The sequence below is a fragment of the Prauserella marina genome (assembly GCF_002240355.1).
GTDB classification, from domain to species: Bacteria; Actinomycetota; Actinomycetes; order Mycobacteriales; family Pseudonocardiaceae; genus Prauserella_A; species Prauserella_A marina.
Map to the genome: position 1 here is coordinate 1005093 of NZ_CP016353.1, position 19090 is coordinate 1024182.

At 68.7% G+C, this 19090-nt stretch carries 17 protein-coding genes; 14 read left to right on the top strand and 3 right to left on the bottom strand.

Translation table 11 applies throughout. The features are described from left to right. Positions 1-7: 7 nt before the first annotated feature. The 11 genes from BAY61_RS04545 (at position 8) to BAY61_RS04595 (ending at position 11460) form a co-directional block, all read left to right on the top strand. Positions 8-196, top strand: coding sequence for a helix-turn-helix domain-containing protein (locus BAY61_RS04545; RefSeq protein ID WP_091810868.1), 189 nt, complete (start codon positions 8-10; stop codon positions 194-196). A 92-nt stretch (positions 197-288) separates the two neighbouring features. After that, positions 289-1434, top strand: coding sequence for a tyrosine-type recombinase/integrase (locus BAY61_RS04550; RefSeq protein ID WP_245865792.1), 1146 nt, complete (start codon positions 289-291; stop codon positions 1432-1434). Between the two features lie 195 nt (positions 1435-1629). Further along, complete coding sequence (locus BAY61_RS04555; RefSeq protein WP_091810866.1) at positions 1630-2499, top strand: SCO6745 family protein; 870 nt, start codon at positions 1630-1632, stop codon at positions 2497-2499. A 500-nt stretch (positions 2500-2999) separates the two neighbouring features. Beyond that, entirely contained in the window at positions 3000-3266 is a 267-nt protein-coding gene (locus tag BAY61_RS04560) for a hypothetical protein (RefSeq protein WP_091810865.1), read from the top strand. 15 nt (positions 3267-3281) lie between these two features. Next, entirely contained in the window at positions 3282-3752 is a 471-nt protein-coding gene (locus tag BAY61_RS04565; protein WP_091810864.1) for a hypothetical protein, read from the top strand. A gap of 3 nt (positions 3753-3755) precedes the next feature. Next, entirely contained in the window at positions 3756-6641 is a 2886-nt protein-coding gene (locus BAY61_RS04570; RefSeq protein WP_091810863.1) for an ATP-binding protein, read from the top strand. Further along, positions 6638-8695 (top strand): hypothetical protein, encoded by a 2058-nt coding sequence (locus BAY61_RS04575; RefSeq protein ID WP_091810862.1) that lies wholly within the window; start codon positions 6638-6640, stop codon positions 8693-8695. The genes BAY61_RS04570 and BAY61_RS04575 overlap by 4 nt, the downstream gene beginning before the upstream one ends. A gap of 9 nt (positions 8696-8704) precedes the next feature. Continuing rightward, entirely contained in the window at positions 8705-9298 is a 594-nt protein-coding gene (locus BAY61_RS04580) for a hypothetical protein (protein WP_091810861.1), read from the top strand. A gap of 2 nt (positions 9299-9300) precedes the next feature. After that, positions 9301-10293 (top strand): C40 family peptidase, encoded by a 993-nt coding sequence (locus tag BAY61_RS04585; protein ID WP_091810860.1) that lies wholly within the window; start codon positions 9301-9303, stop codon positions 10291-10293. Positions 10294-10306: 13 nt separating this feature from the next. Further along, on the top strand, positions 10307-11200 hold the full coding sequence (locus tag BAY61_RS33450; protein ID WP_245865795.1) for a hypothetical protein: 894 nt from the start codon (positions 10307-10309) through the stop codon (positions 11198-11200). Positions 11201-11244: 44 nt separating this feature from the next. After that, positions 11245-11460, top strand: a complete 216-nt coding sequence (locus BAY61_RS04595) for a hypothetical protein (protein ID WP_091810859.1) — start codon at positions 11245-11247, stop codon at positions 11458-11460. A gap of 3 nt (positions 11461-11463) precedes the next feature. Here BAY61_RS04595 and BAY61_RS04600 read toward each other — a convergent pair whose 3' ends face one another. Then, entirely contained in the window at positions 11464-12414 is a 951-nt protein-coding gene (locus BAY61_RS04600; protein ID WP_091810858.1) for an ATP-binding protein, read from the bottom strand. Positions 12415-12526: 112 nt separating this feature from the next. Between BAY61_RS04600 and BAY61_RS04605 the strand changes: the two genes are divergently transcribed. Then, a complete protein-coding gene (locus BAY61_RS04605) occupies positions 12527-13939 on the top strand; it encodes an RNB domain-containing ribonuclease (RefSeq protein ID WP_091810857.1) in 1413 nt (470 codons plus the stop codon). Continuing rightward, positions 13926-14738, top strand: a complete 813-nt coding sequence (locus tag BAY61_RS04610; protein WP_091810856.1) for a helical backbone metal receptor — start codon at positions 13926-13928, stop codon at positions 14736-14738. Before BAY61_RS04605 ends, BAY61_RS04610 begins: the two co-directional genes overlap by 14 nt. Here BAY61_RS04610 and BAY61_RS04615 read toward each other — a convergent pair. Together BAY61_RS04615 and gabT are read right to left on the bottom strand one after the other, a co-directional pair. Beyond that, on the bottom strand, positions 14710-16137 hold the full coding sequence (locus BAY61_RS04615) for an aldehyde dehydrogenase family protein (RefSeq protein WP_091810855.1): 1428 nt from the start codon (positions 16135-16137) through the stop codon (positions 14710-14712). The genes BAY61_RS04610 and BAY61_RS04615 overlap by 29 nt on opposite strands. Next, positions 16134-17465, bottom strand: a complete 1332-nt coding sequence (gabT, locus tag BAY61_RS04620; protein WP_170140342.1) for a 4-aminobutyrate--2-oxoglutarate transaminase — start codon at positions 17463-17465, stop codon at positions 16134-16136. Before gabT ends, BAY61_RS04615 begins: the two co-directional genes overlap by 4 nt. A gap of 76 nt (positions 17466-17541) precedes the next feature. Between gabT and BAY61_RS04625 the strand changes: the two genes are divergently transcribed. Beyond that, complete coding sequence (locus BAY61_RS04625) at positions 17542-18999, top strand: PucR family transcriptional regulator (protein ID WP_091810853.1); 1458 nt, start codon at positions 17542-17544, stop codon at positions 18997-18999. Positions 19000-19090 lie beyond the last annotated feature (91 nt).

Sequence of the window (19090 nt, forward strand, 5' to 3'; positions counted from 1 at the left end):
GAACGCTATGGGAAATGTGAGGAAGATGCATCGGCTGTGGACAGTGGAGGATGTCTCCGACTACCTCGGTGTGCCGGTCAAGACGCTCTACCAGTGGAAATGGCGCGGGGAGGGACCGCCGGTTCGCAAGATCGGTCGTCACCTCCGCTACGACCCGGACGCGGTTATGCGCTGGGTGGATGGTGAGGCGGCGTAATGGGGCACATCCAAGATCGCTGGTACAGGAAGGACACCGACCCCGCGACAGGTAAGCCTGTGCGACGCCGTACGAGCCTGTACGGCAAAGGTATGCGTTACAAGGTGCGCTACCTCGATCCTGATGGACAAGAGCGGTCGAAGACCTTCCCGGACAAGCAAAAGGCGCGGGCAGAGGACTTCCTTCGCGACGTCGAGGCCGACGTACGTCGCGGGAGCTACATCGACCCGGACGCCGGGAAGGTGCTGTTCCGGGACTTCGCTCAGAACTGGCTTGACGGACAGACCTTCGAGGAGACCAGCCGCCAGAGCACGGAGAGTCGACTCAACTCGATGGTGCTGCCGTACTTCGGAGGCAAGGAGCTTGGAGCCATCAAGCCGACCGACGTCAGGGCGTGGGTGCGCTGGATGCAAAGCGCGAAGAAGGAGAGCAGCTACCAATCGGTGTGCTTCACGCACGTTTCGGCAATCCTGACCGCCGCCGTTGACGACAAGCTCATCTCGGAGAACCCGTGCCTTGCTCGCTCGGTGACTCGGCCACGGCCCGGTGAGCGCAAGGTTGTTCCGTGGACACGGGCGACAGTAAAGAAGGTGCGGCTGGCGCTGCCGGATCGCTACAAGATCATCGTTCCGGTCGGTGCGGGCGCTGGCCTTCGGCAGGGTGAGGTGTTCGGCCTCGGCGTCGATGCCATCGACCGTGACGCAATGGTGCTCAACGTCGTGCGACAGGTCCGGGAGGTGCGCGGCAGGCTCGTGTTCGCTCTGCCCAAACGAGCAAGGACCCGTGACGTTCCCTTATCGGCTGGTTTGCTCCGGCTGCTGGACGACTACCTGGAACAGTTCCCGCCGGTGCCCGTCACATTGCCGTGGTCGGAACCTGACGGCAAACCCGTCACGGTGCGCCTGATCCTGACGACCGACCAGGCAGCGCCGCTCGATCGTCGGCGGTTCGGTGATCGGGTGTGGCACAACGCGTGCCGGAAGGCGGGTATCACCAACCCGACGCGGGAGGACGGCATGCACGCCCTGCGGCATCACTACGCCTCCGTGCTGCTGGACGCGGGCGAGTCGATCAAGGCGCTGTCCGAGTACCTCGGCCACAAGGACCCCGGATTCACGCTGCGGACCTACACGCACCTGATGCCGTCCAGCGCGGAGCGGACGCGGCGGGCCATCGATGAGGAATGGGGGAGTGGTGATGACGGCCCGGCGGCCTCTGACGGCCTGCAAACGGCCTGACGGGGAAACAGAACGGTGTCATGGCTGGTCAACTGGGGTTCGTCGCGAGAATCCGGCTTACAGGCCAACTCGTCCGCCCGTACCGGGTAACCCGCACCCGGCCGTGCGGGCGAACCCCGGAAGCCGCGATGTCCGGGAGCGCGCGCTGGCCGGAAGGCGGCGCGATGGCCCTGTTTCCCGATACCCTTGTGGATCATGGAGGAACAAGCAGCTCGCACGGCGGCGGCCAGAGGGCACCGGGTACTCGAACCGCTGCACAGCTTGGTCTACTTCGCGGGAGAAGCGGAGTCGGCGTTCGTCGCGACTGGCCTCGATCGCGGGCGAATGTGCTATTTCGCGAGCAGAGCCGCGCCGTTCGGGCCGGTCGGCCCCGGCGCCGTCGCCGCGACCTTCAACGTCTTCAACCCCGATCTCATCGCCGAGTACCTGCCGCGAGCGTGGACGCTGGCGACACCGGCCGACATCCTCGCGGCGCGCGCCGACGCGGCGGGACTGGCGCTGCGCAGGCTCCTCGGTGACGAACTCGCCGACTCGGCGGCGGTCACCGAACTCGCCGGTCTGGTGCGCGAGGCGGCCGAAGCGGCACCCGTCGAGGGGCGAGCGCTCTTCGCGGCACACGCGGACCTGCCGTGGCCGGCCGATCCGCTCCAGCAGCTGTGGCACGGCGCCTCGCTGCTGCGCGAGTTCCGCGGCGACGGGCACGTCGCGATCCTGCTCGGCCACCGCCTCAGCGGTCTCGCCGCGCTGGTCACCCACACGGCCACCGGGCGGGGCTTCACCGTCGACACGGCGAAGAAGCGCCGAGGTTGGTCCGACGAGCAGTGGACAGGGGCCGTGACCGAGCTGACCGAGAGGGGAGTCCTCGACGGTACGGGCGCGCTGACGGAGGAGGGCAGGGCTGAACGGGACGCGATCGAAGCGGAGACCGACGCGGTCACCTCGGCGCCATGGCTGCGCATTGGTATCGACAAATCGGCCCGAATTCAGGAACTCGGAGCGATCTTCAGTAAGCGGGTCGTCGCCGAGGGTGCCTATCCGCCGGGCCTCTTTGCCACCGGTCGGTGAAGGCTGGGAAAAACCCCCACACGGGTTAAGCGTCACTCAGCGTTCAACTGACAAGGGGGCCAAGTTGAACTTTCCGTAATCCCTGCCGCTCAAAGGAATGAAGGCCCAGATGCTCGGTACCCAGAGTGGCCGTCACAGACAGGATCGCTGTCATAAGGCCGATCGGGGCATGGTTCACTGTTCTCGCCATCAGCGCGGGGTCAGGCCCGCACTCACAGTAAGAAGGATCTACGCATGTGAGTGAGTCCGTACGCACACTAGGAAATCCGGGTGGACAGGGTTAATCCTGAACGCTGATCCAGCGATGATGGAGGGCGGACGAGTTTCATTGAGTGCGATCTCAATACGCACCGGGTGGGTGGCGGCTGTCCCGCCCTGTGCTCTTTGACCGTCGCATGTCGTGACGCCATGATGTTGTCTGAACACGGTAAGTGCTGGAAATTCTGTGGGGTACACACCCGTGTGCCTCACACCACACTCCGAGCACTCGGGAGTACGCGATGACCACGATGACCCTTGCGGCGCTGGCGCAGCAGCAGCCGATCGGCACCAGCGGTGTCCGTGACTGGCTGATCAACAACATTATTCCGCTGGTGCTGCTGGCCGTCGCGCTGCTGCTGCTCTGGCTGGGCGGCGGTAAGGGAGACAACGCCGGCGTGATGCGCAGGCTGGCGGGTGTGGTGATCGCGCTCGCGATCATCGGGCTCGCGGTCAGTGGCCTCGGCGTCAACGTCGGCGAATGGATCGCCGGCTTGTTCACCGGCTGACCGGGGCTGGCCGCGGTGCGTATCCGAACTGATGACGAGGTGTACCGGGTCGACGGGGTCTGGCTCGGTCCGCCGAAGGCGACCTTCCCGTGGCGCGCTCGCTACGTGGCGTGGGGCATCGGCATCCCGATGTTCCTCGTGGTGCTCGGCGTCGAACGGCAACTCGGGTTCGGCTTCGGTTTCTTCTCGACGGCGTGGGCCTTCGTGATCGCCATCGCGCTGACGCGGCTCATCACTGCCAAGATCAGTCACGAACGGCCGCTCGCGGCGGTGTTCAACATGTGGCTGCGAGAGCTCACCACGCCAAGGGAGCGGAAGAGCGGCACAGGTGGCGCCGTGAGCGCGGGCAAGGTCAGAGTGAGTACCGAGCGGCCACTGCCCAAACACAAACGCGGGCAGCGCGGCCCTGCGAACTTCAACCATCCGAGACGAGAGACCACAGCACGAGCGCGCCGCCGCCGGTCAACGGCGCCGGTCGGGAGGTAGTCGTTGTTCGGTCGCGACCGCAGCCGGAAAAACCAGCCGCCGGCACAGTCGAAGCAGGCCGAAGGAGGCCGTCAGGGCCGGCGGCTGCCCGGCGAGCAGGCAATACCCACCTACACCCCTTCCATCGCGGCCCGCAGCATCGACGGCCACCTGCTGCGCACCGGTCATGAGGTCTACGCCTGGTACCGGCTCTCGTCCCAGCGCTGGTCGTTCCGGTCGGACTCCCAGCGAAGGGACCTGATCGCCGCCATCGCGGGCCAGTACGCCGAGCTACAGGGCCGCTGGATTCACCTCAGGGTCACCGCCCGGCCCTACCCGATCCGTATGTGGGCCGAGGCGCACGTGCACAACGCGCACCACCGGCCCGCCGACGTGCCCGGCTCGCTGTCCTTCGACGACTATCTCGTCGGTGAGCAGCAGCAGCTCATGGGCCGGTCGATGGCGGAGAAGGAGGTCTACCTCGGGGTTCAGGTGCAAACGAGGCGCGTGGTCGACCGCGCGGTCGAGCGTGCGGCGCCACTGCTGCGCAAGATCCTGCCCGAGGCCGTCGACGCCGAACTGACCGCGCTCGACTCCGAGGTCGAGCACCTCGACCAGATCATCGGGGCCGCGGGGCTCGAAGGACGGCCGGTGCACGCCGAGGAAATATCCTGGCTGATGCACCGGTCCTGTTCGCTCGGCCTTCCCGCGCCCCGCAACCTTCCCGCGGTGCCGGGGGCGGCATGGGAACCGGAAGATCTCGCGAGCTTCACCGACGCCGCCGACTTCCATTCGGAGCCCTACGCGCCCACGGTGACAGTGCGCGGCCGCACCGGCTCCAACGCGGGGGTGCAGCGCAGCGTCGCCGTGCTCACCGTCGGCCAGATGCACGGGTTGCAGATCCCCGACGTCGACGACCCGTGGTTGCAGCACGCGGACCGGTTGCCCGCCTCCGTGGAGTGGTCGGCCCGCATCTATGTGCGCAAGCCCGAAGAGGTCGCGGGCGAACTCCAGCGCCAGATGAACAAGGTGCGCTCGCAGGTCAAGCACTACACCGACGAGCACGAGCTGGAACCGCCGCAGTCGCTGTCGAGGCAGGCCTCACGGGTGCTGGAGATCGACGACGAGATGACGTCCGGCTTCACCGCGCTGGCGACGAGGGTGCGCTCGTGGTGGCGGCTCGCCGTGTCGGGGCCGACCGAGCGCGAGGCGCTGCGCCTTGCCCAGCAGTTGCTCGACCTGTACAAGCCGAAGGTCGCCATCGAACATCCCGAGGCGCAGTACGCGCTGGCGAGGGAGTTCATTCCGGGCGAGCCGCTTTCCTCCGGCGCCTACCTGCGCAGGGGTTCGGTCGTGTGGGCCGCTTCCGCGGTGCCGACGGCCACCGCGGAGGTCGGCGACCGGAGGGGAATCCTGCTCGGTGAGACCTGCACGGCCACCCGCCGCCCCGTGGCGTGGGACCCGTGGATGGCGCAGGAGATCAGGGACGGCTCGGGATTGACCGCGATGGTCGCCGGACTCGGTGGCGGCAAATCGTTCCTCGGCGGCGGCATTGTCTACAAGACGCTGCGGGCAGGCGCGCACTGGACATTGCTCGACCCGTCGGGGCCGCTCTCCCGCCTGTGCGACCTGCCGGAACTGCGCCCCTACGCCCGGCCGATCAACCTGCTCAACGCCCAGCCGGGAATCCTGAATCCGTACCGCGTCGTGGCTGAGCCACAACTTGAGCACTTCATGGACGAGGAGGACCCCGAGCGCGCGTGGCGAAGGGAAAGGGCGCTCGCGGGCGCGACGAGGCGCAGGCTCGTGCTTGACGTGCTCACCGGCGTACTGCCCTACGACGTGGCGAGAATGCCACAGACCCGCATCGTGCTGTTGCGGTCGGTCAGGGCAGTCGGCGGTCGCTACGACGCCGATCCCGGCCAGGTCATCGACGCGCTCCGCAGGGACTCCAGCGAGCACCACGAGCACGCGGTCGTCGTCGCCGACTTCCTCGACGAACTCCGCGAGCGCATGTCGCTGCTGATCCCCGAGGCCGGTGCCGACCCCTACTCGGACACACGCGACGACCGGCTGACCGTACTGACCATGGCGGGGCTGACCCTGCCGAAGGAAAGCGTCGGCCGCGAGCACTGGACCGACGCCGAAGCGCTCGGCGTGGAGATGCTCAACCTCGCGGCCTGGCTCACCCAGCGTTCGGTGTACGAGAAGCCGAAGGACCTGCGCAAGGGTGTCTGGATCGACGAGGCGTTCTTCCTTTCCGAGGTGCCGACCGGCCGGGTGCTGATGAACCGGTTCGCCCGGGACTCCCGGAAATGGAACGTCAGGGTGCTGCTTTCCTCGCAGATTCCGGCCGACTTCCTGCGCATCCAGGGTTTCGTCGCCCTGCTCGACTCCGTTTTCGTCGGAAGGCTCGACGACGACGAAACCCAGTCCGACGCGTTGCGGCTGCTCAAGGTACCGGTCGGCGTCGGCTACGAGCAGGTCGTTTCCGCGCTTGGAAGGCGGCCGGGCTCGCAGCGGGAAGCCGAGCGCGATCGCGAACCGCGCCAGTTCATCTTCGCCGACGGCGCGGGTGGCGTCGAACGCATCCGCGCCGACTTCTCGGGGCCACACCTCGAACATCTCCGCAACGCGCTCGACACGACACCTGGTTCGGTGCAGGACAAACCCGCGGCACAGCCGAGGAAGCAGGAACAGAACACCCACGTACCGGAACCACCACCCGACGACGAACTGGAAGACGATCTCGAACTGGCGGCCGAGCTGGAAGTGGGGCTCACCGAGGAGCAGTTGCTCGGTGAGCGCGCCGACGGCGAAGCGGAGGGATCGGAAGAGACGGAACAGAGCGGAAGGCAGGAGCAGCGGGCGGGGGCCGGTAAGAACGGCACCGGCAGGGACGCCGCATGACCGCTCTGGCGACCATTCTGGTGGTCTTCCTCTGCGCGTGGGCTTGGCACGGGGCCCGGCACCGACGCAAGGGTGGCAGCCAGGCAAAGGGCCGTACGAGATACCGGGCGCTGTTGTGCGCCATCGCGATCATCGGTATCCAGGCCGTCGTCACTGCCCCGCCCGCCGCAGCAGCGGGCTGCGAAGCCCCGAACCCGGAACGTCCCGGCGCGGGCATGGTCGGGGCGGTCGATCCGACGAAGGGGCAGGGCGAAGCGGGGAGCACGTACCTCGACTACGGCTACGCGGGAATGGTGTGGCACGTCTACGACTGCGACAGCGGCGCGCTCGGGGTAACCGACCCCAACGCCACCGTCGACACCTGGCTCGGCAACCAGCTCTTCAACATGGGCAAGAACATCGTCGGCGCGACCAACGCGCTGCACTACACGGTGATGGAAGGCGGGTTGCTCAACCCGATCTACAACGCCGTCTCCGCAGGTGCCGAGAAGGTCTACAGCAACATCTACGCCCAGCTCTTCGGGATTGTCGCCCTGCTGCTGGCGATCCTGCTCTTCCGCAACATCTGGCGAGGTGATCTGGCGGGGGTCAGCAAGCGGGCCTTGTACGCGCTCGCCGGTATCTGGCTCGCCGCGTCGTCGCTGGCCCTGCTGAGGTACTACGACGAGATAGACAGGGCCATCGTCCAGACCACGACGAACATCCAGGCTGGTTTCGTCGACGAGACTCAAGACCGAGTCGTGCGGCACGTGTTGCCCACCGACTTGCACGACAAGGTCGTTTACGAGAACTGGCTCCGGGGCGAGTTCGGATCACCGGAGGCTCCGCAGGCCGAACAATTCGGCCGCCCGCTGCTGGACGCGCAGGCGTTCTCGTGGGAAGAGATGCGTGACGGCGATGACGGTGACAGTGCCGTGATCGATGCCAAGAAGGCGGAGTTCGAGAACATCTCGAACCAGCTCGGCACCGCGCACGGGTACTTCACCGGCGAGGACGGCAGCAGAACGGGCGCGGGTTTCCTGGCCTTCCTGCAAAGTCTCGTCTACGCGCTCTTCCAGTTGTTCGCGAAGGCCGCCGTGTTGCTCGCCCAGATCCTGGTCAGGTTGTTCACGTTGACGGCACCGCTGATCGGGCTCGTCGCCTTGCTGCACCACGACATCCTGCGCAGGGTGGGGAAGGTCGTCGGCGTCGTCGCGTTCAACCTGATCGTGCTTTCGGTGCTCGCCGGTGTGCACGCGCTGTTGTTGCAGGCCATCTTCTCCGCGGGCGACGCGCTGTCGATGCTGACCCAGATGGTGATGGCTGGGCTCGTGACCGTGTTGCTTTTCCTCGTGGGAAGACCGGTGCGACGGCTGTGGCAGATGGTGGAAACCTCCGTCGGCATGGTCGGCTCCGCGGTGCCTTCGCCCCGTGGCGGCATGTTCTCTCGCTTCCGGCGCCGCTCGGACGAACCGACGCCCCAGGACCAGTTCTGGCGCAACGTCCGTGACGACGACGAGGCGGAGGGCGGTTCCACGACGAGAGGCCACGGCGGCGCGACCGGCGGAAGGCGGGTGCGTCCGGAGGCGACCGTGCTCGCGAGCGCGCAACGGCTCGACGCCCCGGCGGTCGGCGGAAGGTATCCGGTCGGCGGCGGGCAGAACCAGGTGCTTGAGGGGGGTGGAAGACCGGCGCTGCCCGCGGCGGGCGGTGCGAGTTCGGCCGTCTTCATGGGCTCTCCGCCGGGAAGGGCGCCTGGTGACCAGGTTCCTTCGAGGGTCACCGCGGCGAGCAGGAGGGTCGATACGCCGCCGGTGGCCGGCAACGTGTGGGACTCCTCAGCGGAGGCGGATCCGTTCGTCGTGCCGTCCCGGCTCGGTTCGGTCGGTTCCGCTGGGGCGGTTTCGGAGAACACACAGGCCGCGAGTCAGCCCATTGCGCCGCAGGCGCCACAGCAGCCGCGCAAGGTCGAGCCCGAGTTGGTCGCCGGAAAGCCGGTGTTCGTGCTGTACCGGCCTTCGCGTGGGCTCGAAGTGCGGGACCAGGTGCGAGACACCGACCGAGTGGTCCGGTAGGGGGCGGGTATGCCGATTCGCACCAACCGGGGCAGGGCCGCCGTCTACCGCAGGCTGTGGAGCTGGCCGTTGCGCTCGCCGGCTCACCTCGTCGGCACGCTGGTCATGGTGGTGGCCATCGTCGTTTCGGCGGGCATCGTGATTCCCCGGCTGCTCGGTGATCCGGGTAGAGCGGGCGCCAGCCCCGGTGCCGGCGCGGCGACGACGACCAGTCCTGGCACCAGTTATTCCTCCACGGTGGGGCCGCCGGAGACGAGGCTCACGGCGCCGCTCGTGTCGCCGACGACGGCGCCTCCCGCTCCGGAGGCGCTGAAAGTCGCCGAGGACTGGGCCGCGGCGTGGGTCGATCATCCACAAGGGACGACGATTGACCAGTGGCTGGAACGGCTGCGGCCGTTGACGACGGAGGAGTACCTGCCGGTGATGCGCAGCGTCGACCTCGGGAATGTCTCCGCGACGAGAGTGACCGGCAAACCGAGGGCCACCGAATCGTTCACCAGTTCAATCAAGGCGGAGGTACCGACCGACGGGCCAACATTGAGCATCACCGTGATCAAGACCGATGTCGGCTGGCGCGTCTCGCGCTACGACCAGGTGGGTTAGTCATGCGGGGTGGGCTGCTTGCCGGGTGTTTCGGCGCGGCGGTGATGACGGTGCTGCTTGCGATCGGGTTGGTCACGGTCATCGACGGCCAGCGGCAGCAGGCTCAGGGTGTGACCCCGTTGAGTTGTGACGCCGCGATCGGCCCCACCCGGCCTGGCGGCATGGACGGGGCGGCGGGGCAGGCCGCCGACCTCGACGAGGAACAACGCGCGATCGTCGCCCTGATCATCTCGATCGGCAAGGAACGTGAGCTTTCGCCGAGGGCGTGGCAGATCGCCATCCAGGCCGGGATGACCGAGTCGGGGTTGCGCAACCTCAACTACGGGGACCGCGATTCGCTCGGCATCTTCCAGATGCGGCCTTCGATGGGCTGGGGAACGGTCGCGCAGGTGACCAATCCGCCCTACCAGGTCAACAAGTTCTACGACGTGATGGAGGCGGTGCCTGGCTGGCAGACGATGCGGCCCGGTGACGTCGCGCAGGCCGTCGAGCGCTCGGCGTTTCCCGACCGGTACCACAACTGGGAACCCATGGCCGTGCACCTCGTCGAGAATCTCGGCGACGTCGAGGACGCGTCCGGCTGTGGTTCCAGCTCGGGTGCCGTGTTGGCGCCCAACAAGGTCGCGGGCTCCGCCATCGAGTTCGCACTGTCCAAACAGGGGCTTCCCTACCAGTGGGGTGGCACGGGGCCGAACAGCTACGACTGTTCGGGACTGATGTTGCGCGCCTACGAGTCGGCCGGTGTCACGCTGCCGAGGGTGGCCGCCGATCAGTACCACGCCGGCGCGATGCTTCCGGCGGAAAAGGCCCAGCCAGGTGATCTCCTGTTCTGGGCGGAGGACCTTTCGAACCCGACGACCATCTATCACGTCGCGATGTATCTCGGTGACGGGGAGATGGTGGAGGCACAGCAGCCCGGCGTAGACATACTCACGCGGGCTGTGGAGTGGGACGACCCGGATCTGGTTCCGCAGGCGGTAAGGCCTGGCGTGTGAGGAGTTGACTGTCATGGCCAAGAAGTGGGGCAAGCGCGGCAAGCAGGCGCGGCGGCAGGACCCCGATCCCCGCTCGATGTTCGGCGCCCCGCAAGCGCCTCGCAGCGCGCCTCCCGCGTCGAGCACCCCGCTCGCCGACCACCTCGGTCGCGGCTGGCCAGGGGTCGACCAGGGTTACGTCGTGCTGCCGAGGACGCTCGCCGAGTCGATGCCGTTGCCGTGGCAGCAGCAGCTGGCGAACCTGATGGCGCAGTTTCACGAGACCCACGGCAGGCTGAGCTGGCCCGCCTACCGGGTGGTGCCCTCTCGCCCGGAGCGGCTCATCGACCTGGACGAGGAACAACTGGCCGAGGTGGGCTATCTCGTCGAGATCGACTCCGACGGCGAGATGGTCTACCGGGAACGCAGCGGAAAAAAGGTGGAGGACCCCGCGGGCACCACGGTGCTGGTGTCCTGTCTCGACCCGATCGCGCGGCAGGTGCCCCGGCGCGGCGCCCGGCAGGAGGGCACCGGGCCGGCGCCGATGAACATCGGTCCGCAACCGGTGTGGCGGACGACCGCGCAGGCGTCGGCCTCCGCCGCGCCGCCGTTGCCGCCCCCGCCCACCGCACCGTCGGTGTCGCTGGTGTCGTGGGAATCGGAGCCGGAGTCGGCCGCCCCTCAAACCCGGTCACCGCAGGGCCAGCCGGTCCGGAAAGCCGCGCAGCGGCCGTCCGCCGTGAGGCAGCCGCCGCTTTCGCGCTCGGAACGGGCGGAGGCGCTGAGCGGCTGGGGCGACGAGAGCGAACGGCAGCGAAGGGAGGCCGCGACCCCACCCCGTGGCCTGCCCGCTGCCCCCGAAGGCGGCGGAGACGCCGCCCCCGCGAGTCCTCCGCCGGAGGAGCGCGGGTTTCTCGCGGGAGGGTGACGTGAGCGCTGTCGCGGTCGCCGGGCGCGTGCGAGGCTGAAGGCATGTCAGCGAGCGGAAACGACCCGAACCCTGATACCGGCTGGTGGTTCAACACCCGCACCGGTGAGGTCGAGCACGGCAACCTTTCCAGGGGAATCGACAGGCTCGGTCCCTATCCAGACGAGGCGACGGCCCGCAGTGCGCTGGAGATCGCGCGGGAGCGGACGAAGCGGGCCGACGCGGCCGACGCCGAGTGGAACGAGGGCGACGACCGCTGAGCCCTATCCGAGCGCGGGTGCCAGCGGTGAGAGCACGAAACCGGGGTCGACCTGCTCCGCCAGTTCGGACCCGGCCCACGCGTTGGCGTTGCGCAGGTGGAACTCGACGGCCTGGCGCTGGTAGCGCGCCCAGTCCCGCTCCGTTGCGTCCACTGTGGACAGCATTGTGTCCAGTGTGGCGAGGTTCTCCCGCTCCAGTTCGCCGATGGGCCGGGCCGCTCCCCGCTCGGCGGCCCGCACGTGCCGGGAGCCGCTGATCCAGCCAAGCAGGTGCTCGCCGACCTGATCGTGGAGGAATTCGACGTCGTCGGCCTCGTTGACCTTGTTGCCGATCACGGCGAGCCGGATGCCGAAGTCGCGGGCGTAGTCGGTGTACTGCCGGAAGACGCCGACACTGCGCACGGTCGGTTCGCACACGAGGAACGTCACGTCGAAGCGTGTGAACAGCCCCGAGGCGAAGGCGTCGGCGCCGGCCGTCATGTCCATCACGACGTACTCGTCCTTGCCGTCGATCATGTGGTTGAGCAGGAGTTCAGCTGCCCCGACCTTCGAGTGGTAGCAGGCGACGCCGAGGTCGTCGTCGGCGAACCGGCCCGTCACGGCGAGCCGGGCTCCGGCGACGTCCCGGAAGCAGGCGTCGGTGATGGGGTTCTCCTCGCGCGGGGTGACCAGTGTGGAACCACGTCCGGGCGGGGTCGTTTTGATCATCGCTTCTGGCGCGGTGATGCGGGGATTGTCGCCACACAGGTAGCGCTTGATGAGCGGCAGGTTGTCGCCGAGGGTCGGCAGTGCGGCCGCCTCGTCCTCGGTGGCGCCGAGCGCGACGGCGAGATGCTGGTTGATGTCCGCGTCGATGGCGAGCACGGGGCGGCGCCGCTCGACGAGATACGCGGTGAACAGTGAGGCCAGCGTGGTCTTTCCGCTGCCGCCCTTGCCGACGAATGCGACCTTCACACGTCACTCCTGAAAGTGGGATCGGTTTTCATTATCTGTTTCGCTGAAGGTACACCGGGACGCCCTTGCCCGAACGGGTCACCGGGGCCGCTCACCGGGTTAGGGTTCAGGTGTGGCTCTCGTGGTCCACACGCCGGGCGCCGGTGACTTCGCTTCGCTGCGCGCCGATTTCGAGCTGCCGGAATCCTTCCCTCCCGACGTGCTCGCCGAGGCGGAGGCGGTTGCCGGGGATCCGGAGGGCGCGGGGGAAAGAGAGGACGCCACCGGCATCCCGTTCGTCACGGTCGACCCGGCCGGTGCCAAGGACCTCGACCAGGCGGTGTGCCTCGAACCGGTCCGCGGTGGAGGGATCCGAGTGCACTACGCCATCGCCGACCTCGCCGCGTTCGTACCGCCTGGCGGCGCCATCGACGCGGAGGCCCGGCGCAGAGGACAGACGCTCTACCTTCCCGACGGCAACGTGCCCCTGCACCCGCCCGAACTGTCCGAGGGCGCCGCGAGCCTGCTTCCCGGCATGGTCAGACCGGCCGTGCTGTGGACAATTGACACCGACTCCGGCGGGGAGCCAACGGCGGTGCGCGTGCGTCGTGCCCTCGTCCGTTCCACCGAGCGCTTCGACTACGACACCGTTGCCGCCGCGCTGGAAGCCGGCACGGCGCATCCGTCGATCGCCGCGCTTCCCGCTCTTGGCAGGGCCCGCCGTGAGCTCGCCGTGCGCAGGGGCGCCGTCGAACTCCAGCTTCCTGAACAGGAGATCGGCGCGGGACCTGACGGTGGCTGGCTGCTCGTGCGCAGGCCCCGCAACGACGTCGAGGCGTGGAACGCCGAGGTGTCGCTGCTGACCGGGATGACGGCGGCCTCGATCATGCTGGAGGCTGGCGTCGGTGTGCTGCGCACCCTTCCCGAGGCCGACGACGAGACGGTCGACTGGCTGCGTCGCTCGGCCGGTGCGCTCGGCATCCCGTGGCCGCGAGAGGCGACGGTGTCGGAACTGCTGGCAGGGCTCGATCCGGCCCAGCCCTCGTCGCTCGCGCTCTACGCGGGCACGACCAGGTTGCTGCGCGGCGCGGGCTACACGGCCTTTGACGGCGGGGTGCCCGAACTCGCGACCCACGCCGGGATCGGCGGTCCCTACGCTCACGTCACCGCGCCCATCCGCAGGCTCGTCGACCGCTTCGCCACCGAGGTGTGTCTCGCCGTGACCTCGGGAAAGCCCGTTCCGCGCTGGGTGAGGGCGTCGCTGGCCGAACTGCCGGAACTGATGCAGGGCTCCGACACGTTCGCCGCCCGCGTCGAACGCGCCTATCTCGATCAGGTCGAGGCGTGGATCCTGGCCGAGCACATCGGCCGTGTCTTCGACGCCGTGGTCCTGCGGGCCGAGGAGAACAAGGCGGAGATCTTCGTCGAGAACCCGCCCGTGCTCGGCAAATGCTCGGGCAGCGGGTTTCCCGAAGGCGGAAGAATCAGCGTCCGGCTGACCGCCGTAGACGTGACGAAAAGGAAGGTGTCCTTTGTCAGGGCCTGACAAGCCGCTCACCGACGATCTCGGCGAGGCGGTGCCGTTGCGGGGCGCGCCGACGCGCGTGGTGTCGCTCGTGCCCTCGCTGACCGAAGCCGTCGAGCTGACCCTGCCGGGGATCGTCGCCGGAGCGACCGACTACTGCACCCACCCGGACGCGCTGGCCGCGCCGAGAGTGGGCGGCTCGAAGTATCCCGACGTCGACGCGGTCCTCGAACTCGCGCCCGACCTGGTGCTCGCGAACGCCGAGGAGAACCGGAAGGAAGACGTCGAGCGGCTGCGCGGACAGGGCGTTCCGGTGTGGGTGATGGCCGCCCCGGCGACCGTGCCGTCGGCACTACGGTCCTTGCGCGCGCTGTTCACCGGAATCCTCGGAACCGGAGCCCCCGATTGGCTCGTGACGGCGGAAGAGTTGTGGCGCGAGTCGCGCTCGCCTGCCATGACCGCCGTCGTCCCCGTGTGGCGCAAACCGTGGGTCGTGCTCGGCAGGGACACCTTCGGCGGCGATGTGCTGCGCAGGCTCGGCGTCCGGCATGCCTATTCGGCCGACGACGAGCGCTATCCGCGCCCGAAGATCGGCGAGCTCAGGGAACTCTTCGCGGCGGGGAAGGCGGACGTGCTCGTACTGCCGGACGAACCGTGGGAGTTCACAGCCGACGACGGGCCCGACGCCTTCCCCGGCGTCCCCTACACGCTGGTGTCGGGGCGGTACCTCACCTGGTACGGCCCCTCGCTCGTCGAAGCCCACCAGGCACTGTCGGCCGCCCTCACAACCGTCACAAGGGAAGTCCGGTCAGCACGGTGACCCGTTCCTCGGTGAGGTCGGCCATCGCGGCGGCGGGGCCTTCCCTGCCGACACCCGAGTCCTTGACCCCGCCGTAGGGCATCTGATCGGCGCGGTAACTCGGTACGTCGCCGACGACGACACCGCCGACCTCCAGCGTCGCCGACGCCGCGAACGCCGTCGGGAGGTCGCGGGTGAACACCCCGGCCTGCAACCCGAACCTCGACGCGTTGACGAGCGAGAACGCGTCCTCGACGGAGTCGACAGGATTGACCGAAACGACGGGCCCGAACACCTCGTCGGCCATGACGGATACGTGTTCCGGCGCGTGCGTGAGCACCGTCGGCCGCACGGTCGCGCCGTCGCGCTCGCCGCCGAGCCGCAGGCTCGCGCCCTCGCTGACGGCGTCGGCCACCCACGACTCGACGCGCTCGGCCGCCGCCGTGTTGATCAGCGGCCCGACATCGGTGTGCGGGGAGCGCGGGTCGCCGGTGCCGAGCGCGGCGACCTTGGCGAGCACCTTCTCTGTCAGTTCCTCGTAGACGTGGCTGTGCGCGTAGACGCGTTGCACCGAAACGCACGACTGCCCCGCCTGATACATCGCGAACGTCGCGATGCGGTCGGCCGCCATGTCCAGATCAGTCCAATCAGGACACACGACGACCGAGGCGTTGCCTCCCAGTTCGAGCGTGACGTGCTTGCGGGGCACGGCATCCCGGATTCCCCAGCCGACCGGCACCGAACCGGTGAACGACACGACCGGCAACCGGGGATCGGCGGCGAGCGCCGCCGCGTGCTCGTTACCGACCGGCAGCACCGACCAGCTTCCCTCAGGCAATTGGGTCTCGGCGAGCACTTCACCAAGCAGCAACGCGGTGAGCGGGGTGGCCGGCGCGGGTTTGAGCACGATCGGCGCGCCGACGGCGATCGCGGGCGCGACCTTGTGGGCGACCAGGTTCAGCGGGAAGTTGAACGGAGTGATGCCGAGTACCGGCCCTCTGGGGACCCGGCGGACGAGCGCGAGCCGCCCCCGCGAACCGGCGTCGGTGTCGAGCCGTTGCAGTTCACCGGCGAACCGGCGCGTCTCCTCCGCCGACCAGCGGAACGTCGAGGCCGCCCTGCCCACCTCGGCACGCGCCCACTTGAGCGGCTTGCCCGATTCCGAGGTGATGAGCGAGGCGAACTCCTCGGCTCGCTCCGTGATGGCGCGCGCGACGTGGTCGAGCGCGTCGGCCCTGACGTGTGCCGGTGCCGCGGCGGTCTCGGCGCGGGCGTCGTGCGCGGCCGCGACGGCCTGCTCGATGTCGCGCGCGGTGGGGACGTAGTGGCCGCCCGCCTCGCCGCCGTCGTAGGGGTGACGGACGACAGCGGTGTCGCCGCTCTTCACCGGGCTGCCCGCGATCCAGAAGGGGGTACTCACCGGCTGGTCTCCTCGCGGATCGCGTCTTCGAGCACGTCGAGTCCTTCTCTGAGCAGTTCGGGCGGAAGGGTCAACGGCGGCAGCAGCCGCACCACGTTGCCGTAGGTTCCGCAGGTCAGCACGACGACACCGGCCGCGTGGCAGGCAGCGGCGATCCGTGAGGTGATCGCGGCGTCGGGTTCGGTCGTTCCCGGTTTCACGAACTCGATCGCGATCATGGCGCCCCTGCCTCGCACGTCGCCGATGGCCCCAGTCGTCGCCGCCAGCTCGCGCAGCGACGCGATCGCGGTCTCGCCGATCCGCTTTGCCGCGCCCGCGAGGTCGCCCTCGCGCATCGTCTCGATGGCGCCGAGCGCCGCCGCGCAGGAAACCGGGTTGCCGCCGTAGGTGCCGCCGAGGCCACCGGCGTGCACGGAGTCGAGCAGTTCCGCCTTGCCGGTGACGGCGGCGAGCGGCAGTCCGCCCGCGATGCCCTTCGCCGTCGCGATCAGGTCGGGAACGACCCCCTCGTGGTCGCACGCGAACCACTCGCCCGTGCGGCAGAATCCGGTCTGCACCTCGTCGGCGACGAACACGACACCATTGGCCGCGCACCAGCGCGACAGCGCGGGCAGGAAACCGGGCGCGGGTTCGATGAATCCGCCCTCTCCCTGGATGGGCTCGACGACGACGGCGGCAACGGCGTCAGCGCCGATCTGCTTCTCGACCCTGTCGATCGCCTCCGCCGCGGCCTGCTCGCCGGTGCGGCCCTCGGCATCCCGGAACGGGTACGAGCCGGCCACGCGGTAGACCTCTGGGGCGAACGGCCCGAACCCGTGCTTGTAGGGCAGGGACTTCGCGGTCAGCGCCATGGTCAGGTTGGTACGCCCGTGGTAGGCGTGGTCGAACACCACGACGGCCTGCCGTCCGGTGGCGGTGCGGGCGATCTTGACCGCGTTCTCCACCGCCTCCGCGCCCGAGTTGAACAGCACCGACCGTTTCGCGTGGTCGCCTGGGGTCAGCGCGGCGAGTTCCTCACACACCCGCACGTACCCCTCGTACGGCGTGACCATGAAGCACGTGTGCGTGAAGAGACCCGCTTGTTCGCGCACGCCGTCGACGACGGCGGGGGCCGCGTGGCCGACGTTGGTGACCGCGATGCCGGAGCCCAGGTCGATCAGCGTGTTGCCGTCGGCGTCGGTGAGCAGACCGCCTTCGGCGGAGGTGATGTAGACCGGCAGCGTCGAGGTGAGCCCGGCCGCGACGGCGTCGGTACGCCGCTGGTGCAGCGCCAGCGAGTTGGGGCCGGGGATCTCGGTACGCAACCTGCGATGAGTGGTGGCCGTCATGCCGTCAAGCATGAGCGTGACCCCACGACGGCGTCAGTAGCCGAATTGGCCAGTTTGGTCAGTACAATTCGACATTATGGCACTCACTCTCGAAGCCCTGGTGGCCCAGCGTTCACTGGGCCTTCGGGTGCTCGCCGGACGTGCGGAACTCGGCAGGGAGATCGCCTGGGTGCATCCGACCGAACTGGCCGACCCCACCGTGTTTCTCGACGGAGGGGAACTGCTGCTCACCACGGGGCTCACCAGCGGAGCCGAACCGGCCGGCGACTACGTGCGCCGCCTCGCCGCGGCAGGCGTCACCGGGCTCGGATTCGGGGTGGGACTGAGCCACGACGCCGTTCCCCCCGGCCTCGTCGCCGCGGCGGAGGCCGCCGCTTTTCCCCTGCTCGAAGTACCACCGCCAACGCCGTTCATCGCGATCACCAAAGCCGTGTCCTCCGCGCTCGCCGAGGAAAGGTATGCCGAGGTCGTGCGCACGGGAAAGGGACAACAGGAGCTGACCCGCACGGCCCTGCGGCACAGGGCGCCAGGCGCGCTGGCCCGCAAACTCGCCAGACTCGTTGACGGCTGGGTGCTGTTGCTCGACGGCGGCGGCTCGGTGAGGGAAGCGGCCCCCGCCTCCGCGAGGGCGATGGCGACCGCCGTCAACGCCGAACTCGGCACGGGAAAGGCGGGAACGGGACTGGTGTCGATCGCGGGCGACGAGGTCGTCGTCCAGGCACTCGGCACCCGGGCGAGCGGATTCCTCGTCGCGGGCACTTCCACGACCTTCGGTGCGGCGGGCAGGCACCTGATCGCCACGGCGGCGGCACTGCTCTCACTCGCGATGGAACAGGACAGGGCGAGGGGAACGACCCTGCGCGGTTTGCGTACCGGGCTGTTCGAGCTGCTGCTCGCCGGTCAGGACGAACTGGCGCTCACCGTGCTGCGGTCGGCTTTCGGCACGAACCCCGATCCACCGTGGACCCTCACCGTCCTCACCGGACCCGCGAAGGACCGCGCGGCCGCGGCGGACGTACTCGAAACGGTCGCCGACGAGGACCAGAGCGTCTTCTTCGCCGAACATTCCTCGGTGCTCGTGGTACTGACCGGCGAGCGATCAGGGCAGGCGTTCATCGAGAGGATCGCGGGGTTGCACGCGGGAGTTTCACCGTCCACAACGGACGTCGCGACCGGATTCCGGCAGGCGCGGCAGGCGGCCGACGCGGCGATGGTGGCCGGAAAACCCTTGCTGCACTTCACTGAGCACGCTGGAAACGGTGTTCTCGGCCTGCTGGGCTCCGATACCGCCGTCGCGTTCGCCGATGCGGTTCTCGGCCCGCTGCGCGAACACGACGCTGAGGGAAGGGGAGCGCTCGCCGACTCGTTGCGCTGCTGGCTCGAACACAATGGACACTGGGACACCTCGGCGGCCAGGCTCGGCATCCACCGGCACACACTGCGCAACCGGATGGCGAAAACCGCGCGCATTCTCGGCAGGGACCTCGATTCTCCCGGTGTGCGCGCCGAACTGTGGCTCGCGCTCAACGTCTAGCGAACTCGCCGGTCGCTTCCCGTGGCCCGGCGTGCAGTGCCACCGCCGGGCTTGCGCCCACGCGGCCTTACCCCCTGCCGTGAACGACCTG